Source organism: Lysinibacillus sp. FSL W7-1291 (assembly GCF_038593415.1).
Lineage (GTDB): Bacteria > Bacillota > Bacilli > Bacillales_A > Planococcaceae > Lysinibacillus > Lysinibacillus fusiformis_D.
In genome coordinates this window covers 3,845,545-3,871,326 of sequence record NZ_CP151994.1, presented here as the reverse complement: position 1 = coordinate 3,871,326, position 25,782 = coordinate 3,845,545, and the positions used below count along the sequence as shown (strand labels likewise).

The 25,782-nt window shown below is 37.7% G+C and carries 26 protein-coding genes; 17 read left to right on the top strand and 9 right to left on the bottom strand.

Features of this window, described 5'->3' with window-relative positions:
• Positions 1–115 precede the first annotated feature (115 nt).
• A complete protein-coding gene (locus NST76_RS18840; protein ID WP_139149537.1) occupies positions 116–1,357 on the bottom strand; it encodes an aminopeptidase in 1,242 nt (413 codons plus the stop codon).
• Positions 1,358–1,548: 191 nt separating this feature from the next.
• On the opposite strand from NST76_RS18840, the gene motA reads away from it, so the two are divergent.
• Both motA and motB read left to right on the top strand, forming a co-directional pair.
• Positions 1,549–2,352: a flagellar motor stator protein MotA gene (gene motA, locus NST76_RS18835; protein WP_036123322.1), complete on the top strand. Its 804-nt coding sequence runs from the start codon at positions 1,549–1,551 to the stop codon at positions 2,350–2,352.
• Complete coding sequence (gene motB, locus NST76_RS18830) at positions 2,336–3,100, top strand: flagellar motor protein MotB (RefSeq protein WP_036123321.1); 765 nt, start codon at positions 2,336–2,338, stop codon at positions 3,098–3,100. The genes motA and motB overlap by 17 nt, the downstream gene beginning before the upstream one ends.
• 54 nt (positions 3,101–3,154) lie before the next feature.
• On the opposite strand, the gene NST76_RS18825 is transcribed toward motB, so the two are convergent.
• Complete coding sequence (locus NST76_RS18825; RefSeq protein WP_036123318.1) at positions 3,155–3,376, bottom strand: DUF1128 domain-containing protein; 222 nt, start codon at positions 3,374–3,376, stop codon at positions 3,155–3,157.
• A 178-nt stretch (positions 3,377–3,554) separates the two neighbouring features.
• Between NST76_RS18825 and NST76_RS18820 the strand changes: the two genes are divergently transcribed.
• Together NST76_RS18820 and NST76_RS18815 are read left to right on the top strand one after the other, a co-directional pair.
• Positions 3,555–3,881, top strand: coding sequence for a hypothetical protein (locus tag NST76_RS18820; protein WP_058843701.1), 327 nt, complete (start codon positions 3,555–3,557; stop codon positions 3,879–3,881).
• A gap of 22 nt (positions 3,882–3,903) precedes the next feature.
• Positions 3,904–4,821 (top strand): YihY/virulence factor BrkB family protein, encoded by a 918-nt coding sequence (locus tag NST76_RS18815; RefSeq protein ID WP_036123312.1) that lies wholly within the window; start codon positions 3,904–3,906, stop codon positions 4,819–4,821.
• Between the two features lie 62 nt (positions 4,822–4,883).
• Here NST76_RS18815 and NST76_RS18810 read toward each other — a convergent pair whose 3' ends face one another.
• Positions 4,884–6,788 carry a heavy metal translocating P-type ATPase gene (locus NST76_RS18810; RefSeq protein WP_089934593.1) on the bottom strand — a complete coding sequence of 635 codons (1,905 nt, stop codon included), beginning with the start codon at positions 6,786–6,788 and terminating at the stop codon, positions 4,884–4,886.
• A gap of 284 nt (positions 6,789–7,072) precedes the next feature.
• Positions 7,073–8,611, bottom strand: coding sequence for a fumarate hydratase (locus NST76_RS18805; protein WP_036123075.1), 1,539 nt, complete (start codon positions 8,609–8,611; stop codon positions 7,073–7,075).
• 190 nt (positions 8,612–8,801) lie between these two features.
• Here NST76_RS18805 and NST76_RS18800 point away from each other — a divergent pair, with 190 nt between their 5' ends.
• A complete protein-coding gene (locus NST76_RS18800; protein WP_089934591.1) occupies positions 8,802–9,602 on the top strand; it encodes a YwqG family protein in 801 nt (266 codons plus the stop codon).
• 41 nt (positions 9,603–9,643) lie between these two features.
• Here the strand turns inward: NST76_RS18800 and NST76_RS18795 are convergent, their stop codons facing one another.
• Entirely contained in the window at positions 9,644–9,829 is a 186-nt protein-coding gene (locus NST76_RS18795) for an SE1561 family protein (protein WP_036123069.1), read from the bottom strand.
• Between the two features lie 370 nt (positions 9,830–10,199).
• On the opposite strand from NST76_RS18795, the gene NST76_RS18790 reads away from it, so the two are divergent.
• From NST76_RS18790 to NST76_RS18780, 3 genes are all read left to right on the top strand, one after another.
• On the top strand, positions 10,200–11,384 hold the full coding sequence (locus tag NST76_RS18790; RefSeq protein ID WP_036123066.1) for an MFS transporter: 1,185 nt from the start codon (positions 10,200–10,202) through the stop codon (positions 11,382–11,384).
• A 237-nt stretch (positions 11,385–11,621) separates the two neighbouring features.
• Positions 11,622–12,257 carry a hypothetical protein gene (locus tag NST76_RS18785; RefSeq protein WP_036122261.1) on the top strand — a complete coding sequence of 212 codons (636 nt, stop codon included), beginning with the start codon at positions 11,622–11,624 and terminating at the stop codon, positions 12,255–12,257.
• Positions 12,258–12,666: 409 nt separating this feature from the next.
• Entirely contained in the window at positions 12,667–13,122 is a 456-nt protein-coding gene (locus NST76_RS18780) for a hypothetical protein (protein WP_271910993.1), read from the top strand.
• Positions 13,123–13,326: 204 nt separating this feature from the next.
• Here NST76_RS18780 and rlmD read toward each other — a convergent pair whose 3' ends face one another.
• The 3 genes from rlmD to NST76_RS18765 all read right to left on the bottom strand — a co-directional run bounded on the left by rlmD (position 13,327) and on the right by NST76_RS18765 (position 16,554).
• Entirely contained in the window at positions 13,327–14,715 is a 1,389-nt protein-coding gene (rlmD, locus tag NST76_RS18775) for a 23S rRNA (uracil(1939)-C(5))-methyltransferase RlmD (RefSeq protein ID WP_036122258.1), read from the bottom strand.
• A gap of 37 nt (positions 14,716–14,752) precedes the next feature.
• Positions 14,753–15,577 carry a polysaccharide deacetylase family protein gene (locus tag NST76_RS18770; RefSeq protein WP_036122253.1) on the bottom strand — a complete coding sequence of 275 codons (825 nt, stop codon included), beginning with the start codon at positions 15,575–15,577 and terminating at the stop codon, positions 14,753–14,755.
• A gap of 68 nt (positions 15,578–15,645) precedes the next feature.
• On the bottom strand, positions 15,646–16,554 hold the full coding sequence (locus NST76_RS18765) for a TIGR01777 family oxidoreductase (protein WP_036122251.1): 909 nt from the start codon (positions 16,552–16,554) through the stop codon (positions 15,646–15,648).
• Between the two features lie 251 nt (positions 16,555–16,805).
• Between NST76_RS18765 and recX the strand changes: the two genes are divergently transcribed.
• From recX to NST76_RS18750, 3 genes are read left to right on the top strand one after another with little or no spacing between them, the layout of a single operon-like run.
• Entirely contained in the window at positions 16,806–17,609 is an 804-nt protein-coding gene (recX, locus tag NST76_RS18760; RefSeq protein ID WP_036122249.1) for a recombination regulator RecX, read from the top strand.
• Positions 17,606–17,935: a YfhH family protein gene (locus tag NST76_RS18755; protein ID WP_036122247.1), complete on the top strand. Its 330-nt coding sequence runs from the start codon at positions 17,606–17,608 to the stop codon at positions 17,933–17,935. The genes recX and NST76_RS18755 overlap by 4 nt, the downstream gene beginning before the upstream one ends.
• Positions 17,936–18,205 carry a YfhJ family protein gene (locus NST76_RS18750; RefSeq protein ID WP_342544314.1) on the top strand — a complete coding sequence of 90 codons (270 nt, stop codon included), beginning with the start codon at positions 17,936–17,938 and terminating at the stop codon, positions 18,203–18,205. It abuts the gene before it with no gap.
• Between the two features lie 35 nt (positions 18,206–18,240).
• On the opposite strand, the gene NST76_RS18745 is transcribed toward NST76_RS18750, so the two are convergent.
• Positions 18,241–19,227 (bottom strand): metal-dependent hydrolase, encoded by a 987-nt coding sequence (locus tag NST76_RS18745; RefSeq protein ID WP_036122239.1) that lies wholly within the window; start codon positions 19,225–19,227, stop codon positions 18,241–18,243.
• A gap of 196 nt (positions 19,228–19,423) precedes the next feature.
• Here NST76_RS18745 and mutY point away from each other — a divergent pair, with 196 nt between their 5' ends.
• From mutY to NST76_RS18715, 6 genes are all read left to right on the top strand, one after another.
• Complete coding sequence (mutY, locus tag NST76_RS18740) at positions 19,424–20,458, top strand: A/G-specific adenine glycosylase (protein WP_342544312.1); 1,035 nt, start codon at positions 19,424–19,426, stop codon at positions 20,456–20,458.
• 95 nt (positions 20,459–20,553) lie between these two features.
• Positions 20,554–20,730 (top strand): gamma-type small acid-soluble spore protein, encoded by a 177-nt coding sequence (locus NST76_RS18735; RefSeq protein WP_008173504.1) that lies wholly within the window; start codon positions 20,554–20,556, stop codon positions 20,728–20,730.
• 307 nt (positions 20,731–21,037) lie between these two features.
• A complete protein-coding gene (locus tag NST76_RS18730) occupies positions 21,038–21,586 on the top strand; it encodes a DUF402 domain-containing protein (protein WP_036122234.1) in 549 nt (182 codons plus the stop codon).
• A gap of 200 nt (positions 21,587–21,786) precedes the next feature.
• On the top strand, positions 21,787–23,511 hold the full coding sequence (locus NST76_RS18725) for an ABC transporter ATP-binding protein (protein ID WP_170829920.1): 1,725 nt from the start codon (positions 21,787–21,789) through the stop codon (positions 23,509–23,511).
• Positions 23,512–23,789: 278 nt separating this feature from the next.
• Positions 23,790–24,803, top strand: coding sequence for an ABC transporter ATP-binding protein (locus tag NST76_RS18720; RefSeq protein ID WP_342504424.1), 1,014 nt, complete (start codon positions 23,790–23,792; stop codon positions 24,801–24,803).
• On the top strand, positions 24,778–25,767 hold the full coding sequence (locus NST76_RS18715; RefSeq protein ID WP_036122226.1) for a dipeptide ABC transporter ATP-binding protein: 990 nt from the start codon (positions 24,778–24,780) through the stop codon (positions 25,765–25,767). The genes NST76_RS18720 and NST76_RS18715 overlap by 26 nt, the downstream gene beginning before the upstream one ends.
• Positions 25,768–25,782: the final 15 nt, after the last annotated feature.

The following is a 25,782-nucleotide window of genomic DNA, read 5'->3' as shown; positions in this document are numbered from 1 at the left end:
GATCTACTAAACTTCCCTAAAACAATTATACAATAGGTTACTAGGAAAATCTAAGGATAATTTATGACAACCTTAACATACTTAGCCTAGAATACTATTAGTAGGAATGGATTATTTAGATTGCCCAATTTCCATCGCGGAATATTGGGTCTATTTGATCATCATGAGTAATTCCATCTATATTCATCTTATCCGATCCAATCATAAAGTCTACATGTGTCAAGCTTTGGTTAAGACCATGTGCACTTAATTCCTCAGAAGTCATTTCTTTACCACCCTCAATGCAAAATGCGTAGGCACTGCCAATGGCTAAATGATTCGAGGCATTTTCATCGAATAATGTATTGTAAAATAATAAATTAGATTGTGAAATAGGTGATTGATGTGGAACTAATGCTATTTCACCAAGATAATGAGCACCCTCATCTGTTTCAATAAGGGAAGCTAAAATTTCTTGTCCTTGCTCTGCCTTCACGTCAATGATACGACCATCCTTAAATGTTAAAGTGAAATGATCGATAATATTGCCTCCGTAGCTTAATGGCTTAGTACTGGAAACATACCCATTAACACCTGTTTTTAAAGGGGCTGTAAAAATTTCTTCTGTAGGCATATTGGCCATAAATGCTTGGCCCTGTGTATTAATACTACTGCCACCTGTCCACACATGATGTGTAGGTAACTCAATAGTTAGGTCAGTGCCTGGAGCAGTATAGTGGAGCGACTTATATTGCTTCCCATTTAAATAATCAGCTTTGCTATGTAATTCCTGATCGTGAGCATGCCAAGCTTCTATAGAATGTTCAACGTCAATACGTGTCGCTGCAAAGATGGCTTCCCATAATGCATCCATTTGTTGTTCCTCTTGTAAGTGAGGGAATACTTTTGCTGCCCAGGCTTTAGATGGAGCAGCGATAACTGACCAACTAAATTTATCAGACTGTAGCGATTGATAATAGTTTGCTAATGCTTTACCAGATGCTTTTTGGAAGGCCATGATTCTGTCACGCTCTATACCTTTTAGTAAATCTGGATTTTGTGAGCTAATGCTTAAGAAAGCGGCTCCGTGTTCAACCAACCATTCACGCTCTTGCACTTTCCATGGCGGGAAGAAATCAAATGAGTCTTTTGGTGCTCCCTCATAACGAGCACGTACAAGCTCGTCATCCGATAAATCGACAAATACCTGTTTTGCACCATTTTTATAAGCTATTTTGGTAATTATTTGCGCCAATTTTAGGTTATCAGTCGAACAGCTTATATAAAGATACTGACCTTTTTGGATATTTACTCCTACTTTCACAGCTAATTCGGCATATTTTAGTAATTTTGTGTTAAATGATAATAACAAATTCATATCCCCTTTCGATATAAGACAGTTTAGTGTAATATTCTTAATTCAATATAATCAAAAATGGTCGAAATGTGAATAAAAAGCATTAATTACATCGAAAAATAAGTGAAATACATTTATACTAGGAATATATATATTTAAAATATGGAAAAACAGACGAAAATAACAGTAATAGTAGATTTGGAGGTTCTAGGATGGATAAATCGTCGATTATAGGGTTAATACTTGCCTTAGTAGCACTATTAACGGGGATGGTGATGAAGGGTGTAAGCTTAAGTGCATTTTATAACCCTGCAGCCATTCTAATTATCATTTTTGGTACTATTTCAGCAGTAACAATTGCCTTTCCAATGCAAGAGTTAAAGCGCGTACCGAAGCTATTTAAAATTCTTTTTAAAGAAACGAAATTAGCGAATGATATAGAAATTATTAAAATGTTTTCACAATGGGCTGACTTAGCTCGTCGTGAAGGACTATTAGCACTTGAAAGCAAGGCTTCTGAAATTGAAGATCCATTTTTAAAAAATGGTCTTACATTAGCAATTGATGGTCAAAATGCTGACTACATCCGTGATGTACTAACGGAAGAAGTGGAAGCAATGGAAGAGCGTCATGCTAGTGGGTCTGCTATTTTTACGCAAGCAGGTACATATGCACCAACTTTAGGGGTTCTTGGTGCAGTAGTAGGGTTAATCGCCGCATTGGCTGATATGAACGATATCGAAAAGCTTGGACATGCTATTTCGGCTGCTTTCATGGCTACATTACTCGGTATCTTTACAGGTTATGTTTTATGGCACCCATTTGCGAACAAGTTAAAGCGTAAGTCTGCTTTAGAAGTAAAACAAAAGAGAATGATGATTGAGGGTATCCTTTCAGTATTAGAAGGGGAGGCTCCACGTGTAATTGAACAGAAACTATCATCATACTTAACGATGGAAGAACGTCGTCAAATTTCTGGTGAAAGCGGGGCGGGTGGCCTTGGCAAAGAAAGCTAAGAAAAAAAAGCATGATGAACATATTGATGAATCTTGGTTAGTTCCATACGCAGATATTTTAACTTTGCTCTTAGCTGTGTTTATTATTTTATTTGCCTCAAGTTCAGTTGATCAAGAAAAGTTAGAGAGAATGTCGGCGGTATTTAGTCAAGTATTTGACGGGGGAACAAGCTTTCTAGAGCAGCCTGCACCAGTACCAAGCCCGAATGCAGATAGCGACCAAACGCCACAGCAAAATTCGGCCTATTTAAAGGATCAACAAGAGCTAGCAGCTATTAAAGATAGTGTGGACAACTTTATTGCAGTTAATGAGATGGAAGGTCAATTTGCAACTGAAATGACAGATGAGGGATTGCTTGTAACTATCCGTGATAGTATTTTATTTGATCCTGGTAAAGCAACGATTAAACCAGAATATATTCCAATTGCAAAAGAGCTTGCGGATGTATTAGTGTCTAATCCACCTCGTAATATTGTTATTACAGGTCATACAGATAATGTGCCAGCTGGCCCTAACTTCTCATCAAACTTGGAGTTATCATTAATGCGTGCGTCTAATTTTTACATGGTATTATTAGATAGTAATTCACAATTAAAGTCTGAGAACTTTAGTGCGAAAGGCTATGGTGAAAACCGAGCGATTGCTCCAAACGATACAGCAGAAGGTCGTGCACAGAACCGACGTGTAGAAGTGCTTATTCAGCCATTGGTTACCGAAGATGGTTCAGAAGCAAAAAATACACAATAATAAAAAGCTATTAGCGGCTGACCAATCGTCATATGCTAATAGCTTTTATTTACTTTACTTACGTAAAGACCCCAATTCAGCAACAATCGCTTGCATTTCACTTGGGCTAAATGTTTCTCTTTTCATCACCATCTCATATAAATACACTAAATCTTCATAATTAGCTTCATCGAAATGTTCTGATTTCATTGCATCAACATTCACCATGCGTAGCTTGTCCTTCATTTGATCCACCATATACACTACGTTTTCCTTAGACGGAACTGATAAATCCATTTTTTACCCTACCTTTCATAATCCTCGCACATATCATTTCATTGAATAAAAAAAATGTCAACTCCGTATTTGAGCATTGCTTTAAAAATAGACTGTTATTGGGTAGAATAAGTGCAGGAAGCTGTTTATTTATGAAATAATAGGGAATATGCAAATACACAAGCAGGGGGTTATAAATATGGGTCAGAGTAAATTATTAGCTTCAATCGTAGCAGGAGCAGCAGTTGGTGCTGCATTAAGTATGCTCGATCGTACAACGCGTGAAACAACAATTGCTACAACTAAAAAAATGAAGGAAGCCATCACATATTATGCATCAAATCGTGAAGAACTACAGGTGCTAGTGGAGGAAAAAGTGCTGGCAGCAAAAGTGCTTTGTGAAAGCGTGTCTGATAATGTTAACACGATTGCTGAGAAGGTTGATGAATTTAAAGAATTACCTTCCACAATACAAGGGATGATTGAGGACACGAAATCAGCCTTTACTTTACCTGAAAAAGAGTAAAGGAAGCTTTAGGAGGAATTATATGGAAGGAAAAAAAGCAACAATGCAAAATGCTTTTGGGTTCGTAAAGTCGTTTGTCTCTCCTGAGGAGGAATCGATTGACGTGATGACATCCAAAGGCTTTGTTCAAGATTTAATAAGTCGGCTAAAGCGAGTTGAAATATCTGCGCTTGCTGCACAATTGGCTTATTTCTTTTTACTATCGTTCTTCCCCTTACTTATTTTCTTAGTGACGCTATTACCGTATCTAAATTTAGAAACGACACAGGTCTATTCATTTTTAGTGAATATCTTACCAGATGAAGTGTATAAGCTGATTGAAAATACGCTGAATGAGATTTTAACAAATCGAAATAGTAGTTTATTGTCCATCGGGGTTCTCGGTACAATTTGGTCTGCATCGAAAGGTATTAATGCGCTTATTCGAGCTTTAAATAAAGCCTATGATACAGAGGGGAGAGCTGGCATATTGGATAGAGGGTTGTCACTGGTTTTTACAATCGCTCTTGTAATTGTGATGGCTGTCGCTCTCTTACTACCAGTTTTTGGTCAGCAAATAGGGCATTTCCTATTTTCAATCGTTGGAATTGAGGAGCAATTTGAATCTATTTGGCACAAATTAAGATGGTCAATACCACCTTTACTTATTTTTATCGTTTTAATGGGAATCTACTGGGTCGTTCCAAATACAAGCCCGCGTTTAAAAATAATGGGTGTATGGCCAGGGGCGATGTTTGCGACACTTGCCTGGTTAGCAGTCACATATGGTTTCTCTTTCTATATTAATAATTTTGCAAATTATTCTGCTACATATGGTAGTATCGGTGGTGTCATTATTTTAATGCTCTGGTTATACTTTACGGGGATTATTATCATCTTTGGTGGGGTATTAAATGCTACCATGCAAAAAAGGGCACTACAAAAAGAACTTCATGAGTAAGGAAATAACAATAAAACAAAATGAGCCTCGCTTTTCTTTATGAGAAAGGCGAGGCTTTGTCATTAGATATTTTTATTGAGCATGCGTAAACCGTTTAAAATAACTAGAATTGTACTACCTTCATGTCCGATTACACCTAAAGGTAGGTCGACTACTTGTAAAAAGTTAGAGGCGATTAATAAAACAATAACACCGATAGAGAAGAAGATATTTTGTTTTACAATACGCTGCATTTTACGAGATAAGCGCACAGCATAAGCAATTTTGGATAAATCATTTTTCATTAACACAACATCCGCTGTTTCTAATGCAACGTCTGTTCCTTCACCCATCGCAATGCCAGTAGTTGCCGTAGCTAATGCAGGGGCATCGTTAATACCGTCGCCGACCATTCCAACAAATTGATGTTGTGTAAGTAGGCGTTTCATTTCAGTAACTTTTGTTTCAGGTAGACATTCTGCTACATATTCGGTAACGCCAGCTTCCTTTGCAATGACTTTGGCTGTTTTTTCATTGTCACCTGTGAGCATTACTACTTGAATACCGAGATCTTTTAATAGAGCTACAGCCTTTTTAGCTTCGCTGCGTACAGTATCTTTTAGAGCTGTTAAGGCAACAATACCATGCTGATCCCGAATAAAAATAACTGTTTTCCCTTCTGCGGCAAGTTTTGTAGCTGCACTATTTGCAAAGTCATTGGCAAGCTGAGTACCAACAAACTCAGGTTTCCCTACTTGATACTCCTCATTGTGGATCGTCCCTTTTATACCCCAACCAGGAATATCCTCGATTGTTGCCTGTGGTAATGTGTTAATTCCTTCTGCTTTAGCGTATGTGGTAATGGCTTGAGCTAGTGGGTGATTGGATTGCGATTCAATCCCTGCAAGCTTTGCTAAAGCTAGATTACGATCTACGCCTTCTCGGACAATAAAATCTGTAACAACTGGTTTCCCCTGTGTTAAAGTACCTGTTTTATCGACAGCTAAAGCACGTAAAACACTGAGATGCTCTAAATGTAAGCCGCCTTTAAAAAGCACACCATTTTTTGCACCATTTGAGATGGCTGCTAGTGTTGCAGGCATAATTGATGCTACGAGTGCACAAGGGGATGCAACCACCAATAACACCATTGCTCGGTAAAATGTCGTTGTCCAATCCCAGCCGAGTAAAAAGTGGGGAAGGAACATCATTAAGGCAACACCTAATAACACAAATTTTACATAAGACCCCTCAAATTTTTCGATGAATTGTTGTGAGGGAGATTTTTCACTTTGCGCACTTTGGACAAGTTGTATAATTTTTTGGAAAAGTGTTTCTGAATTTGCTTTGGTCATTTCCATCGTAATAGCACCATTTAAATTTACTGTGCCTGCAAATACTTCGTCACCTTCGATTTTTGAGACAGGCAGCGGCTCTCCACTAATAGCCGATTCATCAATAGAAGACTGTCCTTTGAAAATAATACCATCTGCTGGAATGCGTTCACCTGGTTTAATTAATAAATGATCGCCGATATTTAACGTGGACACGGACACTTTCATAGGTTCAAATCCGCCACGCACTAACCAAGCTTCTTCTGGCTGTAAATTCATAAGTGCTGATATTTCACGATGACTTTTATTCATTGCATATGTTTCAAGTGCACCACTTACTGCGAAAATGAAAATAAGAATAGCTCCCTCTGTCCAATAGCCGATTGCTGCAGAACCAATGGCGGCTAATACCATCAATAGCTCTACATTTAATTTTCGATCTTCAATCGTTTCTTCAATGCCCTCTTTTGCTTTTGCGAATCCACCTACAAAAAATGCAATTAAATATAGTAGAACTGAAGCAGTTGTTTGTCCGCTCGTATCTAAACGCCATGCAAGTAAGATGAAAATGCCCGCCATCAATGCAGCGATCAATTCAGCATGTTCTTTTGTTTTCTCAATTAAATTTATATTTTCTCGATTAGAGTATTCCATCTATATCCCTCCTGATAATGAAAATCAATATCAAAACCTTTATAAATTAATATTTATTAAAGTTTTTAATTGAAAATGGATTTCAATTACCATCTCTTTTATTTAGAATTATTATAACAAAGGAATTTATAAAAATAAAGTAGGAAGTTTGAAGGATATTTACTTTGACCATAGGGTGATGATGATAGGGGATTTTAAATAAAAAAAGCACAGTCTATTCACTAGGAATATTCTGTGCCTTACAAAATGGTGCAATCAAATGGATGACTACACCGTTTATTTAATTAGAAAACTCTTTCTGCATGCAAAGCAAGTTTATCTAATGATGATTTATCGACATCTGCATGTAGAGAGTTACCATGTGAGTCCATTGTTACAACTGCTGTAAAGTTTTCTACATTTAAGTGCCACATAGCTTCTGGAATACCAAATTCCATTAAATCAACGCCGTCAACACCTTTAATGCAGTCTGCATAGTATTGGGCTGCTCCACCGATTGCATTTAAGTAAACGCCACCATGTTCATTTAGAGCTTTTAATGTTTTTGGTCCCATTCCACCTTTACCAATCACAGCACGGATACCGAATTTTTTCATGATATCACCTTGGTAAGGCTCCTCACGAATAGAAGTAGTTGGTCCAGCTGCTTTTACTGTCCAGTGGCCTTCCTCATCTTTTGCCATTACAGGTCCGCAGTGATAAATAACTTGTCCATTTAAGTCCACTGGTGCATCGTGGCTCATTAAATGGTGGTGGATAGCGTCACGGCCAGTATACATACGACCAGTAATAGAAACGACATCTCCCACTTTTAGTGAGCGAATTTGTTCTTCCGTAATTGGTGCAGTAAGCTCTACTAGATTTGTAGTTGTATCTTCTGTTGTAGCAGCTACTTCATCTTCTTTGAACGTGATTTTTTCACCTTCTTGGTAGTGCCAATTCATAATTTCGCCTGTTTGTGGATCGATGTCCACAGCCATACGACGGTAAGCCCAGCAGTTATAAGCTACTGATACATAGAAGGAAGCAGGGATACGGTGCATCACCCCAATTTTACAGCCTAGTAATGTTGCTTCACCACCGAAGCCCATTGTACCAATACCGAATGTATTAGCTGTTTTGACAACATACTCTTCTAATTTTGCAAGATCTGAATTTGGGTTTGTATCTTCAACATGGCGGAATAATTGTTCTTTTGCTAAATCGTAGCCAGAAGAACGATCTCCACCAATGCCTACACCGATGAAACCAGCTGAACAGCCCTGACCTTGTGCTTGGTACACAGAGTGTAAAATACATTTACGAATACCGTCTAAGTCACGACCTGCACGACCAAGACCTTCTAATTCGCATGGTAAGCTGTACTGAATGTTTTTATTTTCACAGCCGCCGCCTTTTAGAATTAATTTAATTGTAATGTAATCTTTTTCCCATTGTTCGAATTTCATAACTGGTAAACCATCACCAAGGTTATTCCCACTGTTTGCACCAGTTAAAGAATCTACCGCGTTTGGACGTAATTTAGCATCTGCTGTTGTATCATTGATTGCTTTTTTGATTGCAGCTTTAATTTCTAATTGGTTTACGCCAACAGGTGTATAGATTTTGAAAGTTGGTAGCCCTGTATCCTGACAAATTGGTGACACATTATCTTCTGCCATAATAATATTATTTGCAATTGTGTCTAAGCTCATTGCAGCACGTGTACCAGCATTCTCAGCTTCTTTTGCTTTTTTAATAGCACGACGTACATCCTTAGGTAAATTCGTAGATGTTTCAGTAATTAAATCATAAAGACTTTTCTCCAAAGTTTGTAGATTCATTGGTATTGCCCCCCATAGAAAAATTGATTATTTCCACGTTACATTATACTCTTTTCAACTAATGAAAAAAAGAGTCCTTATCTGAGAGCCCTAAATTAAAGCTTGTTTTCATAGTATTTGTGAGAAGGGGTTGATTTAATAGAACGTTTGTTCTAAAATAGAAGTGAATCCACATTTAGGAGGAATTTGAATGGCTGCTAAAAATTTACTTGAATTACCGGAAGAATTTGAAAAATATAGACCATTAATAGAAGAAACAATGAAGCCTGTTGTATTGGTTGATACGAAGGTAAGCAAAACATCTTTATTTCAAAGTAAGTTTGCAGGGGATCCCTATTTTCCACTGTCGATGGAATATCCAACAAATAACAATGGACAACCTTTGAAGCTATTAGCTCAAATTAATTTTACAGAAGTACCAAAGCATCTAGCGAATTTTCCAGAAGAGGGAATATTACAGTTTTATATTGATGGTTATGACGATGTGTTAGGAATGGATTTTGATAATGGACAAAATCAAGAAGGATTTCGTGTTATCTTCCATGAATCGATCGTGCATGATGAAACAAAGCTCGTTCAAGATTTTTCATTTGTCAAATTAGTGGATGAGGAGATGTATTTTCCTGTAGAGCGTGAAATGGCACTATCCTTTCAAGCAGGCTTTGAACCATTGTCCATTGATGATTTTAGAAGTAATGACATGTACGCCAGTATCTTAACATCAATAGAGGATGATGATACATTAGAAGATGCTTTCTATGATGCTTTGACTGGTGATGGACATAAAATAGGTGGGTATCCGTACTTTACACAGGAAGATCCACGAGCATACGGTGATTATACGGACTCTACAATCATGTTATTACAGATTGATAGTGTAGGTGATGATATCCTTTGGGGCGATTGTGGTGTCGGCAACTTCTTCATTACAGCAGAAGAGCTAAACAATAAAGATTTTAGCAAGGTACTTTATAATTGGGACTGCCACTAAAAAACAAGCGAGCATATAATATGCTCGCTTGTTTTGACTCATTATTGTTCACGAGCATTAAACTGCTCCATTTTATCTTCTAAATCATCCATCATTTGAATTAAGCGATCGATATCCTCTAATTCAGCAGTTTCGGGATCAAGGGCATCTAATACTTCTAAAAAAATTTCAAGACGCTCTTTTAAGTAGGTTACTTGCTGTTTTTTATCAGTGATTGGCTTTGACATTCGTACACCTCATTTCATCCCTTTTATCGTAGCTGATTTGGGCTTAAATTTCAATGTTTAGGTAAACACCTAGGACTAAGAGATTAATTTTAAAAATCAATAGGCAGAATATTTACAATATTGAGGTTGTATGTTAAAGTTGTTTTAAGATAAAGTAAAGGAGCTGATTGGAAAAAGTATCATTGCAAAGCTAACTCGAAAAGGAGGGAGTTTAAACAAGTATCCGGTAATAATCAAAAGCCGAATTTCGTGTTTATACAATTAAATGAATATAAGGATTAGTTAGGCCTTAGCGTAAAATCACATGTGGTGAGCGCTAAGGCTTTTTGATATGCTGTTCTTTGGAAGAATGACGATATTGGAGGATAAGATGACATACTTCTCAGATTACAGCAAAAAACGATTTACCATTTTAGTATTAATTGTATCCATATCAGGCTTTTCACAAGGGATGCTGTTACCGCTTATTTCGATCATATTTGAACGGGATGGCGTATCCTCGGCATTGAATGGCTTGAATGCAACAGGTTTATACATAGGAACACTATTAATCTCACCATTTATCGAGCAGCCTTTACGAAAATGGGGCTACAAACCAATTATTTTAGTTGGAGGAGCACTTGTTTTTGCATCTTTGCTAGCATTTCCCTTCTGGAAAAGTGTGACCTTCTGGTTTGTCCTTCGTTTGCTCATTGGAGTAGGGGACCATGCCTTGCATTATGCGACCCAAACATGGATTACAAGCACAGCAGATCATAAAAGTTTGGGAAAAGGAATGGCCATCTATGGCTTGTCATTTAGTATAGGCTTTGCCGTAGGGCCACTTATGGTGAAGCTGATTGAGATTGCTGAAGCGTTACCGTTTATCATATCATCCATCATGTGCTTGTTTGCATGGTCTTTTGTATTTTTCTTACAAAATGAAAAACCTGAGCGACTAACAGGCGACTTAAATGCAAGAGGATGGCAACGCTACAAAATGGCTATTTTATTTGGATGGATGGCGTTTTTAGGACCTTTCGTTTATGGATTCCTTGAGTCTTCATTAAATGCTTTATTCCCAGTTTATGCTTTACGCAAAGGCTACGAAGTAGGTATGATCCCTATTATTCTATCTGTCTTTACATTTGGTGGGATTTTAACACAAGTACCACTTGGTGCATTAGGGGATAAAGTAGGAAGACGGAATATCTTGATGGTAGGCTCGTTTGGAGGCGCTATGCTTTTTGCAATCGCCAGCTTTTTAGAGCACTCTCAATTAGCTGTGGCTATAGCATTTTTCTTAACAGGCACTTTAGTTGGCTCCATGTTTTCTTTAGGGATTACATACATGGCTGATCTAACACCAAAGGAGTTACTGCCTACAGGAAATTTACTTTGTGGAATTGCTTTAAGTATTGGTAGTTTAACAGGGCCTTTTTTAGGTGGCGTTTATATAGAATATGTAAAAAATTATAGCTTCCTTTTACTTGTAGCAATGTTGTTGCTAGCTGTTGCTATGGTGCTACTTGTATTTGGACGCCAAAAGCATAAACAAACATTAATGGCAAAATAAAAAGAGCGGGGCTCATCTCCCGCTCAAAAACAAAAAACGCCCAGCAAATCCGTGCTGTTATGGCGTTTTTTTGCGTAACAAGGATGTTCCGTCCAAGTTACATAGGTTTGGCACCTAGAAATGTATTATACAGGCATGTTCTTATGAAAGCAATAAAAAATAAAATGGGTAATTTTGGACTTTATACATCTTTCTCTTTATAATGAAAGAACACTTGCTTAAGAAGGAGGTTTTATCATGACTGAAATGAAAAAACTATCTATTCATCGTGCCTTAACAGAATTAAAGATGCTGAACCTACGAATTGAGACAGCAACGAATGAGGTTAGTGCAGTAGTAGCTAATCGAAAAAGTAATCGTAAAATGAATGGTGTAGACATTCAAGAATATGAAAAGCAAATGCAAGCGTCCTATGATAAGGTGGTAGGCTTGATTAGCTATCGAAATAAAATAAAAGCTCTAGTTGTACAGTCTAACGCTAGCACAAAGGTGATAGTTGGTAAGGAAGAAATGACTGTAGCAGAGGCAATCGAACGGAAACAATCTATTCAATATGAAAAGAATTTGCTAGAAATCATGCAGCATCAATATCGTTCAACCATTAATACCGTTGCCAAAGAAAATGATGCATTACCTGCAAAACTGGAAACCTATTTAATTAACATATTAGGTAATAAAGATAAACAGTCTCCAGATGAAGTCAAATTACATACTGAAACATTTATGAAGAGAAATGAGTATGAAATCATTGATCCTTTAAATGTCAAAAAACAAATTGAGTCATTGAGCACTCGTATTGAAGAATTTGAATCAGAGGTTGATGCTGTCCTATCGGAATCAAATGCTACGACATTTATTGAAGTGGAAGCTTAACGAAATAAATAGGCATGGTCTAGCGAAAATGGAAAACGAAAAGTCGCTCGCGCTTAAAGGCATGTGTGCGAGTTAAAACGTAAAACATGTCTTACTCAAAGGAAACTTTCAACTAAACTGATATGAAAGCTTAAAGGTTAAAGGTGAAAGATCAAAACTTACGTGTCAAAGTTCTTTTGATAAAAGCTAAAAGTTTAACATTTAAAAATCTTTTAAATCCTGGGGTATTGGTTAAGGTATCGACTTTTCTGGACCGTCCATCATCCACCAGGCAGCCTGTGCTGTGCGTGATATAAAAAGGACATCTCAATTTATTTTGAGATGTCCTTTCAGACTGTAATTACAGTCTTTTTTATATTGTCTACTTAAAGGGGAATAAGCAATGTTTCTTTGAAAGGTATGCATTTTTATGAAAGATAATTTAGTGATTTATTATTCCTATAATTTGAATTGGAATTTGCCAGAGACAATTCAAAACGAAGCAAAAGCATTTCTTTGTCAAATTCCCAATGAACTATTGCCACTTATATTTCAAAAATATTCAAAAGAATGTTGGGAGAACGCAGTCGATGTCGTCATATCTATCGGCTATCCAAATAACAAAGTGGCTTTGCCTAAGTTATATGAATTATTTAAGGATTTGAATTGGCCAGGAGCATCAAAAGCCTTAGATTATATAAAGAGTCTAGAACGTCATGTGAATAGTATATATATAGAAAATGCTTGTGCTAAAGCTGTTGAGGAAAATGATACGGAATGGCTTTATTTTTTGTATGAGGTAAGTGTACAACTACATATTAATAAAGACGATTTTAAAGATATTAATTTATATCACGGAATGAAAAATGCTTATGAAGAAGCTTGAATTGAATATTTTTATTGAGAAAGAGTAGCATGTGCTACTCTCAGACTGTAGGCAAACTTTCAAATTTTTTGAGTTTGTCTACAGTCTGACACATCAATTAATTTTGATGTGTTTTTTATTTATTCATTCATTCATATAAAAAGGAAACCAAGGTAAAAAAGATGCAGCCTGTAATATACAGACTGCATCTAAAAAGTCGCCAAACTATTTCTGATACTCAGGTTTCAAAACCATGCTGCAAACGCATTCCACCTGTGCCGTCTGTGCGAACATATCGACAGGCTGGATATACTCAACATGATAAAGCTTTGATAATTGTTGTAAATCCTTCGCCAAAGTGGATGGATTACAGGACGTATAAACAAAACGCTTAGGTTTTAGCTTAAGCACTGTTCGAATAAATTCTGGTGCTAGTCCAGTTCGTGGTGGGTCTACTGTAATGACATCTGGAGTAAAACCTTCCTTGCGCCATTTGGCAAGGACACTTTCGGCTGTGCCGACTGCATATTTTGTATGCTTGAAGCCATGGTTGCGCGCATTTTTACGCGCATCTTGAATACTTTCTGGAATGACATCCATCCCACGTACTTCTTTCGCCTGATCTGCTAGCCATAGCCCAATTGTTCCAACACCACAATAGGCGTCAACAACTGTTTCTTTCCCCGTTAATGCAGCGGCCTTTTTTATTTCATCATAAAGATGAACAGTTTGTGTTGGATTTAGCTGGAAGAAGGCACGAGCTGATAAATCAAAGGCTAGTTCACCAAGCTCTTCATGAATCGTTTCCTTGCCATCCAGTACAATGGTTTCATCACCAAATATTAATGATGTTTTTTCACGATTAATATTTTGTGCTATCGATACGATACTCGGATCGATTTTTTTTATACGTGTGATAAGTTCAGTTAAATGAGGGATTTCTTTTCGTGTTGTGACAAGAACTACTTGTGTCTCACCAGTACGAATCCCTGTACGTACAACAATCGTACGCACTAAACCATCTAGCGTACGACCGTCGTATATAGTGATATTTAGTTTTTGCAAAATCTTTCTTGTGGCTACGGTAATTTTAGAAGTGACTGGGTGCTGTACGAGACAATCATTAATATTCAAGAGCTTATTGCTTCCTTCAGCAAATAAACCTGCGTATACACGCTTACCCTCTTTACGTACTTGGAATTGGCTTTTATTACGATAGTGCCAAGGATTATCCATACCAAGTGTTTTACGTACTTCGATCGTTTCAGTTAAAGGTTTGGCATAACGTTCTAATGCTTGAATGACAATGTCTCGCTTTTCAAGTAGCTGTTTATTGTATGTCATATGTTGAAGTTGACAGCCACCACATTCGTTATAAACTGGGCAAGGTGCCTCCTGACGATGCTTCGAAGCTTTACGAATGTCTAAAACTTCTGCTTCAGCAAAATTACGCTGTGTTTTCGTCACCTGAGCTGTAATTTCTTCTCCGGGAATAGCTCCTTTTACAAAAACTACATTACGTTTATAAAACCCTACACCCTCACCATTAATACCAAGCCTTTTTATTGTTAGTGGGAATTTTTGTCCCACGGTCATTGTTGTTTGCTGCGTCAAACATTCCACGTCCCTGCTCTATAATGTCATCTCCCCATTATAACGAAGGAGCAGGCGATTGCAAAGCGACAGGAAAATCTTCATATTCCAATACTAAATCGTCAAGCGATAAGAAGGTATAGCCCTGCTTTTTAGCTTCCGCAATAAACATTGGTAAAGCTTCGGCATTATCCTGTGCTACAGTATGCATTAAAATAACAGCACCAGGATGTAATTGTTCCATAAGTGCGTTATAGGCATAATCCGCACCACGACGTTCATCCTTCATCCAATCCTTGAAAGCCACAGACCAGAAAATATGGCGATAGCCTTCAGCATTTCCGACTTCTAAAAGTTTTGCATTGAAAGAACCTTCAGGTGGCCGAGCATATGTTGTACGATCAATTCCAGTTAATTCACGTAACTTCCCATCAAATTTCCGCCATTCCGCACGCATTCCATCTGGAGAAAGTCGCGCCATATTGGGATGACCGTATGAATGATTCCCAATAATATGACCGTCTTCCACCATGCGTTTCACTAAATCGCTGGCACTGTCTAAATAATGCCCTGTTAAAAAGAAAGTTGCTGGTACATTTTCTTTTTTCAATGTATCCAAAATACTTTCAGTAAAGCCGTTTTCATAGCCATTATCAAATGTTAAATAGGCAATTTTTTTATCTGGCTTTCCTTTGTAAATCGCACCATATTGGTCAAGTAGCTGATCAAGCTGCGCTCCTGCTTCCGCCTGCTCACCATTTTTAGCACGCTTAAAGCCCCAATGGTGCTCATCAGAACCAGCAGCGAAATAAGGATTAATACTAATTCCTGCGGCAATAATAAAAGTAGCAATTACCGCACCTACAATATGTTGTTTCCACATAAAAAACGCATCCTTTCTTTTTCATTAGAATGCGTAGTTTATAAAAAAATTATCCAACTTAATTTTTTCTAATTCTGAGCTTTTAGCAAATCTTCAAGTGCTTGCTTTAAAACAGGATATTTAAATGTAAAATGATGTTGTTGTAAAATAGTGGGCAGCACATGTTGTCCTTCTAAAACAAGCGAACTTTGTTCACCAAGAGCTAAACGCATCGCAAAACTTGGGACAGGCATCCAATGGCGTCTGCCCATGACTTCTGCGATTGTTTGTCCGAACTCTTTCATTCGCATAGCATTTGGAGCTGTTACATTAAATGGACCACGAATATTTTCATTTATAATCGCAAAATAAATTGCGCGTACTACATCATCAATATGTACCCAAGAGAGCCATTGTTCACCAGAACCAATTGTTCCACCTATATACATTTGATAGGGCAATAGCATAGGTGGTAGAGCACCGCTATTTCGGCCTAAGATGACACCAAAGCGTGCAAAAGCCACGCGAATCCCTAATGATTCTGCTCGTTTCGCATGTCGTTCCCAATCATGGACGGTTGTACCCAAAAAATCATGGGCATAGTCCATAAAATCCTCATGATAGACAGCATCTGTAGAAGTAGGATAAATCCCCACGGCACTAGCATTGATAAGAACTTTAGGCTTTGACGTTAGCAAGTCCATTATCTTCACTAATTCAAGTGTTGCATTCATTCGGCTCCAATAAATAGCCTTCTTCTGTTTTTTCGTCCAGCGCCCATCATTTAATGAAACACCTGCTAAATTAACAAAGGCATCAGCACCCTCTAAAAAAGGCAAAGGCTGCTCGTGCTGCTGTAGCCATTGTACATAGTGAATACCATTTTCTAGTCTTGAGTGATGACGTGTTAAGACAAAAACATCATGTCCATTATCCTGTAATAGCTTTATGAGTGCACTCCCGACAAAGCCAGTGCCACCTGCAATAACGATTTTCATAACAAGCACCTCTTCTCTGATCGAATAAAAACACTTACTAGTAAGTTTAACACTTAACTCAAAAGCGAACATCTTCAGTGCATTCCAGAATAAGCGTAAATACTCGCGGAAGGAAGAGGAATACTTGCGGAGTGAAGAGAAATACTCGCGGAGTGAAGAGAAATACTCGCGAATGAAAGCAAAACCCTCTTGTCAGATCACTGCTCCCTTAAAAAAGAAATGCTATAATATGCAATAGTGAGGTGTTTGCTATGCGTATAATTACGAAAATTGCACGTCAAAAAAACAATCCTGAACGATATAATATCTATATAAATGAGGAATATGCTTTTCCAGTTGATGAAGCCATACTTATTCAATTCGGTTTAACAAAGGGAAAGGTGCTTGATGAATTTGAAATCCAAGAGATTGCCTATGAGGATGAAATACGTAAGGCCTTTAATAAGGGGTTAAACTTTCTTTCTTATCAAATGCGAAGCGAGCATGAGGTGAAGAAAAAACTGCTCGCATTAGATTTTGGAGAAGCCGTAATATTGGAGGCAATTCAGAAGTTAAAGTCTTATGGCTTTATCAATGATGAAAACTATTCAAAGGCATTGCTTGATACCAAGAAGGCTACGATGAAAAAAGGGCCGAGAGCCATTAGACAAGATCTTATTAAAAAGGGCATTGAGAAAAATTTGCAGGATGAAGTGCTTGCTACATATAGTTTTGAGGAACAATTAAAACTGGCAATGCAGTTAGCGGAGAAAATTATTCGCTCACAGAATAAGAAAACGCCAACACAAATAAAGACCAAGATCCAGGACTTTCTTTTAAGAAAAGGTTATGCATTTCCGATCGTGGAAGAGGTGCTTAGCCAAGTTGAGATAGTGCAGGATGATGATAACTGGCAGCAGTTATTAAATACTCAAGGCGAAAAAGTTTGGAAAAAGTATGTATCGAAGTATACTGGTTATGAGCTAAAGATGAAAGTTAAACAGGCGCTCTATCAAAAGGGTTTTCCTATAGAAATAATAGATCGTTTTATAGAAGAGAAGGAGAATGAAGAATGAACGAAAAAAATTATGCTGCGATGACCGAGCACGAACTGCGAGAAGAAATTGCTTTTCTAAAAGAGAAAGCTCGAAAGGCAGAACAGCTAGGAATTCTCAATGAGTTTGCTGTTTATGAGCGCAAAGCTTTAATGGCAGCAGCGTATTTAGTAGATCTGGATACGATTGTTCCTGGAGAAATGTATCGTATTGATGGTTCAGATAATGAGTTTTTCCAAGTAGATTATTTAAAGGGTCGCTTTGCTTGGGGACATCGTTTAGGCGGGGACAAGTACCAAGAGGCATTACCTGTATCGATATTATCCCCTGTAAAGGCGGGTAAGTAAATGGAAGAAAAACTTGAAAAATTAACAGCAGAGTTACTAGCAAAAAATCCACAAATGTCTGTTGGACGGGCACGAGTTTGGGTGGAATTATTATGGAGTGATTTTGAATCAACAGCTGCGAAAGCAGGATATGCTTATCGTGGGGCAGAGTACACAGAAAATCTTGTGCGTCAATTAATTGCAAGCTATGGTGATAAATTACATGTTTTTGCAGGACGCAATCCGAAATATACTCATTTCTTAGATGCCAGTGATGATATGTTACAATAATAAAACCCTGACCACTATTGGTCAGGGTTTACTGCTTAATTACTTGCGCCAATTTGTAGCTTTTTCTGTAGTTTATCTTCTGTAAAAATCCACCCTGTATAAGACGTAACAATTTCATAATCATCGTTTAAATGTGCAACAGCTACGAAAGGATAGCGATTATCACTACGATAACGTAAATCGATTAACCTTACTTCTGTTAAGCCATTTTCAAGTTCTGAAATTTCCCATCTGTACATTGGAGAGAAGGACACAAATGCAGCTAGATTAGAATCTTTCATTGCCGCATCTATAACTGGAGTTTTAGGTAAAGGCTTGATTTCGAATTTATCGTAAATATTAACAGTCCTTCCATAAGCACGCCCAACATAATAATGAGTCTTAGACTTGGCTGCGATTCGCCAGTGGAAGAAGCGCATTGTAGGTGCTACAATAACATATTCCTCGTCCTGAATGGTATGATGCACAGCTTTTTTTACAGCTCTTTGAACAGCAAATCGTAAAATATAATAAATCACAATTACGATATACATGATACTAAATGTCCAAACTGGATTTGTGCCAAATGCCCATAACACTATACCGAGGCAATGTAAGGAAAAGATAATTGGATCGAATGTATTGATGACACCTAATGCTACCCATTTTTTAGAGAATGGCCGAATTGCTTGCGTACCATAGGCGTTAAAAATATCAACAAAGACATGAAGGCCAACAGCTAAAAAGGTCCAAAGCCATAAATGAAACACATTTACGTCTTGCAAAATAAGCGATAAAACAACTGTAATTAAAATAGGCCAAATAGCCACAGCTGGTAGTGAATGTGTAATTCCTCGATGATGTCGAATATAGATAGCGTTATTACGTAGCTTTAACACAGTGTCGACATCTGGAGCTTGTGAGCCAATAATTGTCCCTGCCATTACTGCTGTAAAAGTCATTGAATGATTGGCTACTACAGGGTCGGCTAATGCAAGACCGCCAAGGGCAATACCCATAACGAAATGTGTACCTGAATCCAAAAATATCCACTCCTAGTATGCGGTAAAATCGAGTACAATGTGCATACATCTTTATTTCAATAATAATAAAAGATCTATTAAATTTTATGACATTCAAGCAAAGGAGACGATTTTTGTCGACTAAACCCGAATGTTCTTTTCTTAATTGTATACCCTTTTCATCATAAATTAAATCGTAAAAACAACGGAGGTCACTGTGAATTACCCATATGTAACAGAATTTCGACAATCTTTAGTCGACTGGTTTAACGCTGAGAAACGCGACTTACCGTGGAGACATACAACTGACCCTTATAAAATTTGGGTATCAGAAGTGATGCTACAGCAGACACGTGTCGACACAGTTATTCCTTATTACAATCGTTTTATGGAAAGTTTTCCAACATTAGATTTGCTCGCAGAAGCACCACAAGAATACTTACTGAAGCATTGGGAAGGTCTTGGGTATTATTCTCGAGCTCGCAACTTACAAGCAGGTGCTCGTGAGGTTTTAGAAAATTACGGAGGCGTAGTACCAGACAATCGCCACGAAATATCAAAATTAAAAGGTGTTGGTCCCTATACTGCAGGTGCTATTTTAAGTATTGCCTACAACAAGCCTGAACATGCAGTAGACGGTAATGTTATGCGAGTTTTAAGTAGGGTACTTGATATACATGATGACATCGCTATGCCAAAAACGAAGAAAGTTTTCGAAGTAGCGGTGGAGAAACTCATTGATCCTGAGCATGCTTCCTCTTTTAACCAAGGTTTAATGGAACTCGGCGCGCTTATTTGTACACCTACCTCGCCCAAATGTTTATTATGCCCAGTACGAGAATATTGTACGGCGTTTAATGAAGGGGAACCAGACAAATTACCTGTCAAATCAAAAAAAATAAAAATGAAGCACCTTACATATGATGTCCTTGTATGTGAAGATGAAAACGGACGATTTTTAATGCAGCAGCGTCCTGAGAAAGGTCTACTTGCTAATCTATGGCAATTTCCGATGATTGACACAAGCCAATCTACAGTAGAAAACTTTAAAAAAGAATTTACAGTAAATGTTCATGCCGAACATGAGTTGCTTACATTTAAACATGTTTTTTCACATTTAACTTGGCATATAAATAGCTATTATATGAAATGTGAGTCTTTTGCGGAGGGCGACTGGCTAAGCCGAGAGCAAATAGAACGTTTGCCGATGCCTGTCCCGATGCTAAAAATTTGGGAAGAAGTCAAAAAGTAAATCGCAGGAAATTAAATCCATCTTAAAATAATCAATTCATGAGCATAAAAGTCATCACCTCAGTACACAATAACTAGCGTGGAGGTGAATGAAGGATGAAAAAACAAAACAACCAAAATTTCCAACCGAATAAAAACATGCAACGTCAAAGTGAAGAGTTTGGTTATGAAACGGACGTAAATGAAGTGCAAAAGCAAAATGCAAAAGCAGAGCAAAAGAAAGCTCCAGCTTCAGGCCGTTTCTCTAAAACTAACCAAGATTTAGGTGAGTAACACTTTGTAACTGCATAACTGCATTTACCTCTAAGGGGCTGTCTAAAATCCGAAAAGATGAAAAAGACAGCCCCTTTCTAATTGCTAAGAAAATCCTCTAAAAGTGGTATAGCGTTGCAATTAATTAAATAATCCCACTGAGGCTGACAAGCTTATAAAAATCGCTTTAATTGACTAAATTTTATACTAATTCAAAATGGCGTAGTGAAATTTGTGGTTTTCTAACTACACCTTTCGCGTACACATTGCTATAATATACTAGAGACTGCTAGATTTAGGTAGCATAGACGAAAAGGTGGGCTTCAAAATGGCATTACCGGTAGAAGGAGAAACGATACAAATACATAGTTATAAGCACAATGGCCGTATCCACCGTGTTTGGCAAGAAACGATGGTTTTAAAAGGAACAAAGAATATCGTTATCGGTGCGAATGAACGGACCCTTGTGACAGAATCCGATGGTCGGACATGGCTAACGAGAGAGCCTTCTATTTGTTACTTTCATGCGGAACACTGGTTTAACATCATCTGTATGCTACGTGAAGACGGTGTGTATTATTATTGTAATCTAAGCTCACCATTTGTTTTCGATAATAATGCCATTAAATATATCGACTATGATTTAGACATTAAAGTTTATCCTGACATGTCTTATACCCTCTTAGATGAGGATGAATATGAGCTTCATCGTAAGGAAATGTCTTATCCTGAAGTCATTGATAAAATTTTAAAGCGCAATGTCGATAAATTAATAAGCTGGATTCAACAAAAAAGAGGACCATTTGCACCCGACTTCATCGATGTCTGGACAAATCGTTACAAGTTCCAGCTTGATATGCAGTCAGATGATTGTTAGTGACACCTATTAGTTTACCTAATAGGTGTTTTTTTGTTGGATACAGCCAACTGTAAAGAGAGAAGTAAAATAGTTCGCTGTAAAGTCAATATAACTGTATTTTAATCAAAATATTGCTATAATACGTAGGGCATTCATAATCGAATGTCTGTTTCTTTTTGTAAGGATGTGATGAAAAGTTGGGAAGCATAAAGCGGTATATGCGCTTTGTAAAACCATATACATGGGAAATTATTTTAACGATTATCATTGGTATAGTGAAATTTGCTATTCCCCTGTTTATTCCACTACTCATTAAAATTGTGTTAGATGATATTATTGCAGCAGAAGACCTAACAGATGTAGATAAAACAAAAGAGCTGTTATATTGGTTAGGCGGAACCATTATTGTGTTCTTTATTATCCGTCCACCAATCGAGTATTATCGTCAATATTTTGCACAACACGTTAGTAATAAGGTGTTGTTTGATATTCGTAAGGAAATCTACGCACATTTACAGCGATTAAGTTTAAAATATTATGCCAATACACGTGCTGGAGATGTTATATCAAGGGTCATTAATGATGTTGAGCAAACGAAGAACTTTGTTATGACGGGGTTAATGAATGTTTGGCTGGACCTAGCGACGATTATTATTGCGATTGTCATTATGCTAACAATGGATGTAAAGCTGACATTAGTCGCATTAGTCGCTTTCCCATTTTATGCATTAAGTGTGAAATACTTTTTTGGCAAACTGCGAGCTTTAACACGTAAACGTTCTCAAGCACTTGCGGGTGTACAAAGTTATTTACATGAACGTGTAGCTGGTATGAGCATTATTAAGAGTTTCACACTAGAAAAGCATGAACAAAAATTATTTGATACAGCAAATGGGGAATTTTTAGAAAAGGCACTCGACCAAACAAAGTGGAATGCTAAGTCATTTGCAGTAGTTAATACAATCACGGATGTAGCGCCATTGTTGGTCATAGCCTATGCGGGCTACCAAGTCATAAATGGATCACTTTCAGTTGGAACAATGGTTGCTTTTATTGCTTATATTGAACGATTGTATGGTCCACTTCGCCGCCTTGTAAGTGCCTCGACTACTTTGACGCAGTCGATCGCCTCAATGGATCGGATGTTTGAATTAATAGATGAGCCTTATGAAGTGAAAAACAAGGACAATGCTCGTGAACTACTACGTGCAAATGGGGAAGTTTGCTTTCACAACGTGTCCTTCCAATATGAAAAAGTTGGCGCATCTATTTTAAATGCTATCGATTTTACGATTAATCCTGGAGAAACTGTTGCATTTGTTGGGATGAGTGGTGGTGGTAAATCCACGATTATCAGTTTGATTCCTCGTTTTTACGATACAACAAGTGGTAAGGTGACGATTGATGGACACGATGTACGAGATATCACTATACATTCGTTACGCTCACAGATTGGTATTGTTCTGCAAGATAATATACTTTTTAGTGATTCTGTTAAAGAAAATATTTTAATGGGACGACCAGATGCAACAGATGAACAAGTCATTGAGGCAGCTAAAGCTGCAAATGCACATGACTTTATTATGGGTTTGCCTAATGGCTATGATACAAAGGTTGGAGAACGAGGTGTAAAGCTATCTGGCGGGCAAAAACAACGGGTTGCTATTGCGCGAGTATTTTTAAAAAATCCACCGATTTTAATCCTTGATGAAGCTACTTCTGCGTTAGATTTAGAAAGTGAAGCATTGATTCAAGAATCACTCGATAAACTTGCTCATGAACGGACGACCATTATCATCGCACATCGTCTGTCTACTATTACCCATGCGGATAAGATTTTCGTCATAGATCATGGGCAATTAATAGAAAATGGTACACATGAACAATTAATGGACAGACAAGGAACGTATTATAATTTATTCCAAGTACAGCATTTAGATTAAAATTTATATGATATATGGAATTTTTTCAAAATAGCCTTTCATTTAATGAAGGCTATTTTTTTGTTATAAAGGCTAAAAAACTATCTCTTTATAAGATTTAGTTATTATGAAATGAGATTAATGTAGAAATACTATGTAATTTGGAGAATATTAGTGATTGAAAGAGCAAAGATTTTTAGGTAGAATTATCTGAAAATAGGGAATTTAACAAAAGTTATAGTATGCTATTAATAACATTATACAACTAAGTAAAATATAGGTAGGGTGGGACGTTGCGCATGAGGAAGAAGCTACTAGAAATAAAAGGTTTAAAAACAACCTTTTTCACAGATAATGGACAAATTCCTGCTGTAGATGATATCGATTTTTCTGTCCATGAAGGAGAAATTTTAGGAATTGTAGGAGAATCGGGAAGCGGAAAAAGCGTTACGTCGCTGTCCATCATGGGATTGATCCCATCACCACCAGGGAAAATAACAGGTGGCGAAATTTTGCTAGATGGCAAAAATCTCGCAAAATGTACGGATAAACAAATGCAAAAAATTCGTGGAAAAGACATTGCAATGATATTCCAGGAACCAATGACTTCTCTCAACCCCTTGTTTACGATTGGCGACCAGCTAAAAGAAGCGATTCTAATTCATAATCCAAAATGGTCGAAAAAGGAAGCGTTTGCAAGAGCGGTTGAAATTATGAAACTTGTAGGTTTACCACGGGCTGAGGAATTGTTAAAGGATTACCCCCACCAGCTATCTGGTGGAATGCGTCAAAGGGTTATGATTGCCATGGCACTTGTTTGTGATCCTCAAGTATTAATTGCAGACGAGCCTACAACCGCATTAGATGTGACGATTCAGGCTCAAATATTACAGCTCATGAAAGACTTAAATAAACGGTTGAATACAGCTGTGTTGTTAATTACACATGATTTGGGCGTTGTAGCGGAGACTTGTGAGCGAGTGATTGTAATGTATGCTGGACAAATCGTGGAAGAGGCACCGATTCAAGAAGTTTTTACTAATCCGAAACATCCTTATACACAAGGACTTATTCAATCAGTACCTGATATGCGTTATAAAAAAGACAATCTATATTCTATTCCTGGTAGTGTACCAAAACCTGGGAGCATCCAGGTCGGCTGTCGATTTGCGGCACGCTGTGAACATGCGATGGAACGTTGTTTACAAGAAACACCACCTTTATTTGAGGCAGCAGAGAACCATAAATCGAGATGTTTTTTACTAGAGAAGCAGGGGGTGGAACAGCGTGTCGAAAGCGTTATTAAAGGTTGATGGTTTAAAAAAATATTTTCCTATTCGAAAGGGTGTCCTGAATTCACATGCCGGGGATGTGAAGGCGGTGGATGATGTTTCATTTGAGGTATTTGAGGGAGAAACATTAGGCATTGTAGGAGAGTCAGGCTGTGGTAAATCCACAACAGGCCGCTTATTAATGCGTTTATTGGAGCCAACGGAAGGTAAAATAGAATTCGCAGGTAAAGTAATTTCAGAATTATCCAATAATGAAATGAGGAAGGCACGTAGAGATATTCAAATGATTTTTCAGGATCCCTATGCCTCATTAAATCCGCGCCATAATATCGGCAAAATTTTAGAGGAGCCCCTTATTGTTCATGGCATAGGAAATGCCAAAGAGCGGAAACAAAAGGTGTTGGAGCTACTTGAGATTGTTGGATTGAATGAATATCATATCAAGCGTTATCCGCACCAGTTTAGCGGAGGGCAAAGGCAGCGTATCGGAATTGCTAGAGCCTTGATGACCAACCCGCGCTTAATTATTGCGGACGAGCCAGTATCTGCGCTAGATGTGTCCATACAGGCACAAGTATTAAATTTATTGCAAAAGCTGCAAAAGGATTTAAAGCTGACTTATATTTTTATTTCCCATGATTTAGGGGTAGTGCGCCACATCAGCAATCGTGTTGGCGTAATGTACCTAGGTAAATTAGTAGAGTTGACAGCGAGTGAGGACTTATATGCTGAACCGCTTCATCCATATACACAGGCACTCTTATCTTCGGTCCCTGTTCCTGATCCGATGTTTGAACGGGAACAGATCATTATTTCTGGAGATATTCCGAGTGCATCAAACCCGCCAAGCGGTTGTACTTTCCATACGAGATGTCCTTTTAAAAAGGAGCAATGCTCACAAGTAGTACCTAAAATGCAAGAAGTAAAACCGGGTCATTATGTTGCTTGCCATCTTTATGAGGCGCTTCAACATTCAATGATATAAAAACTCATAGGGGGA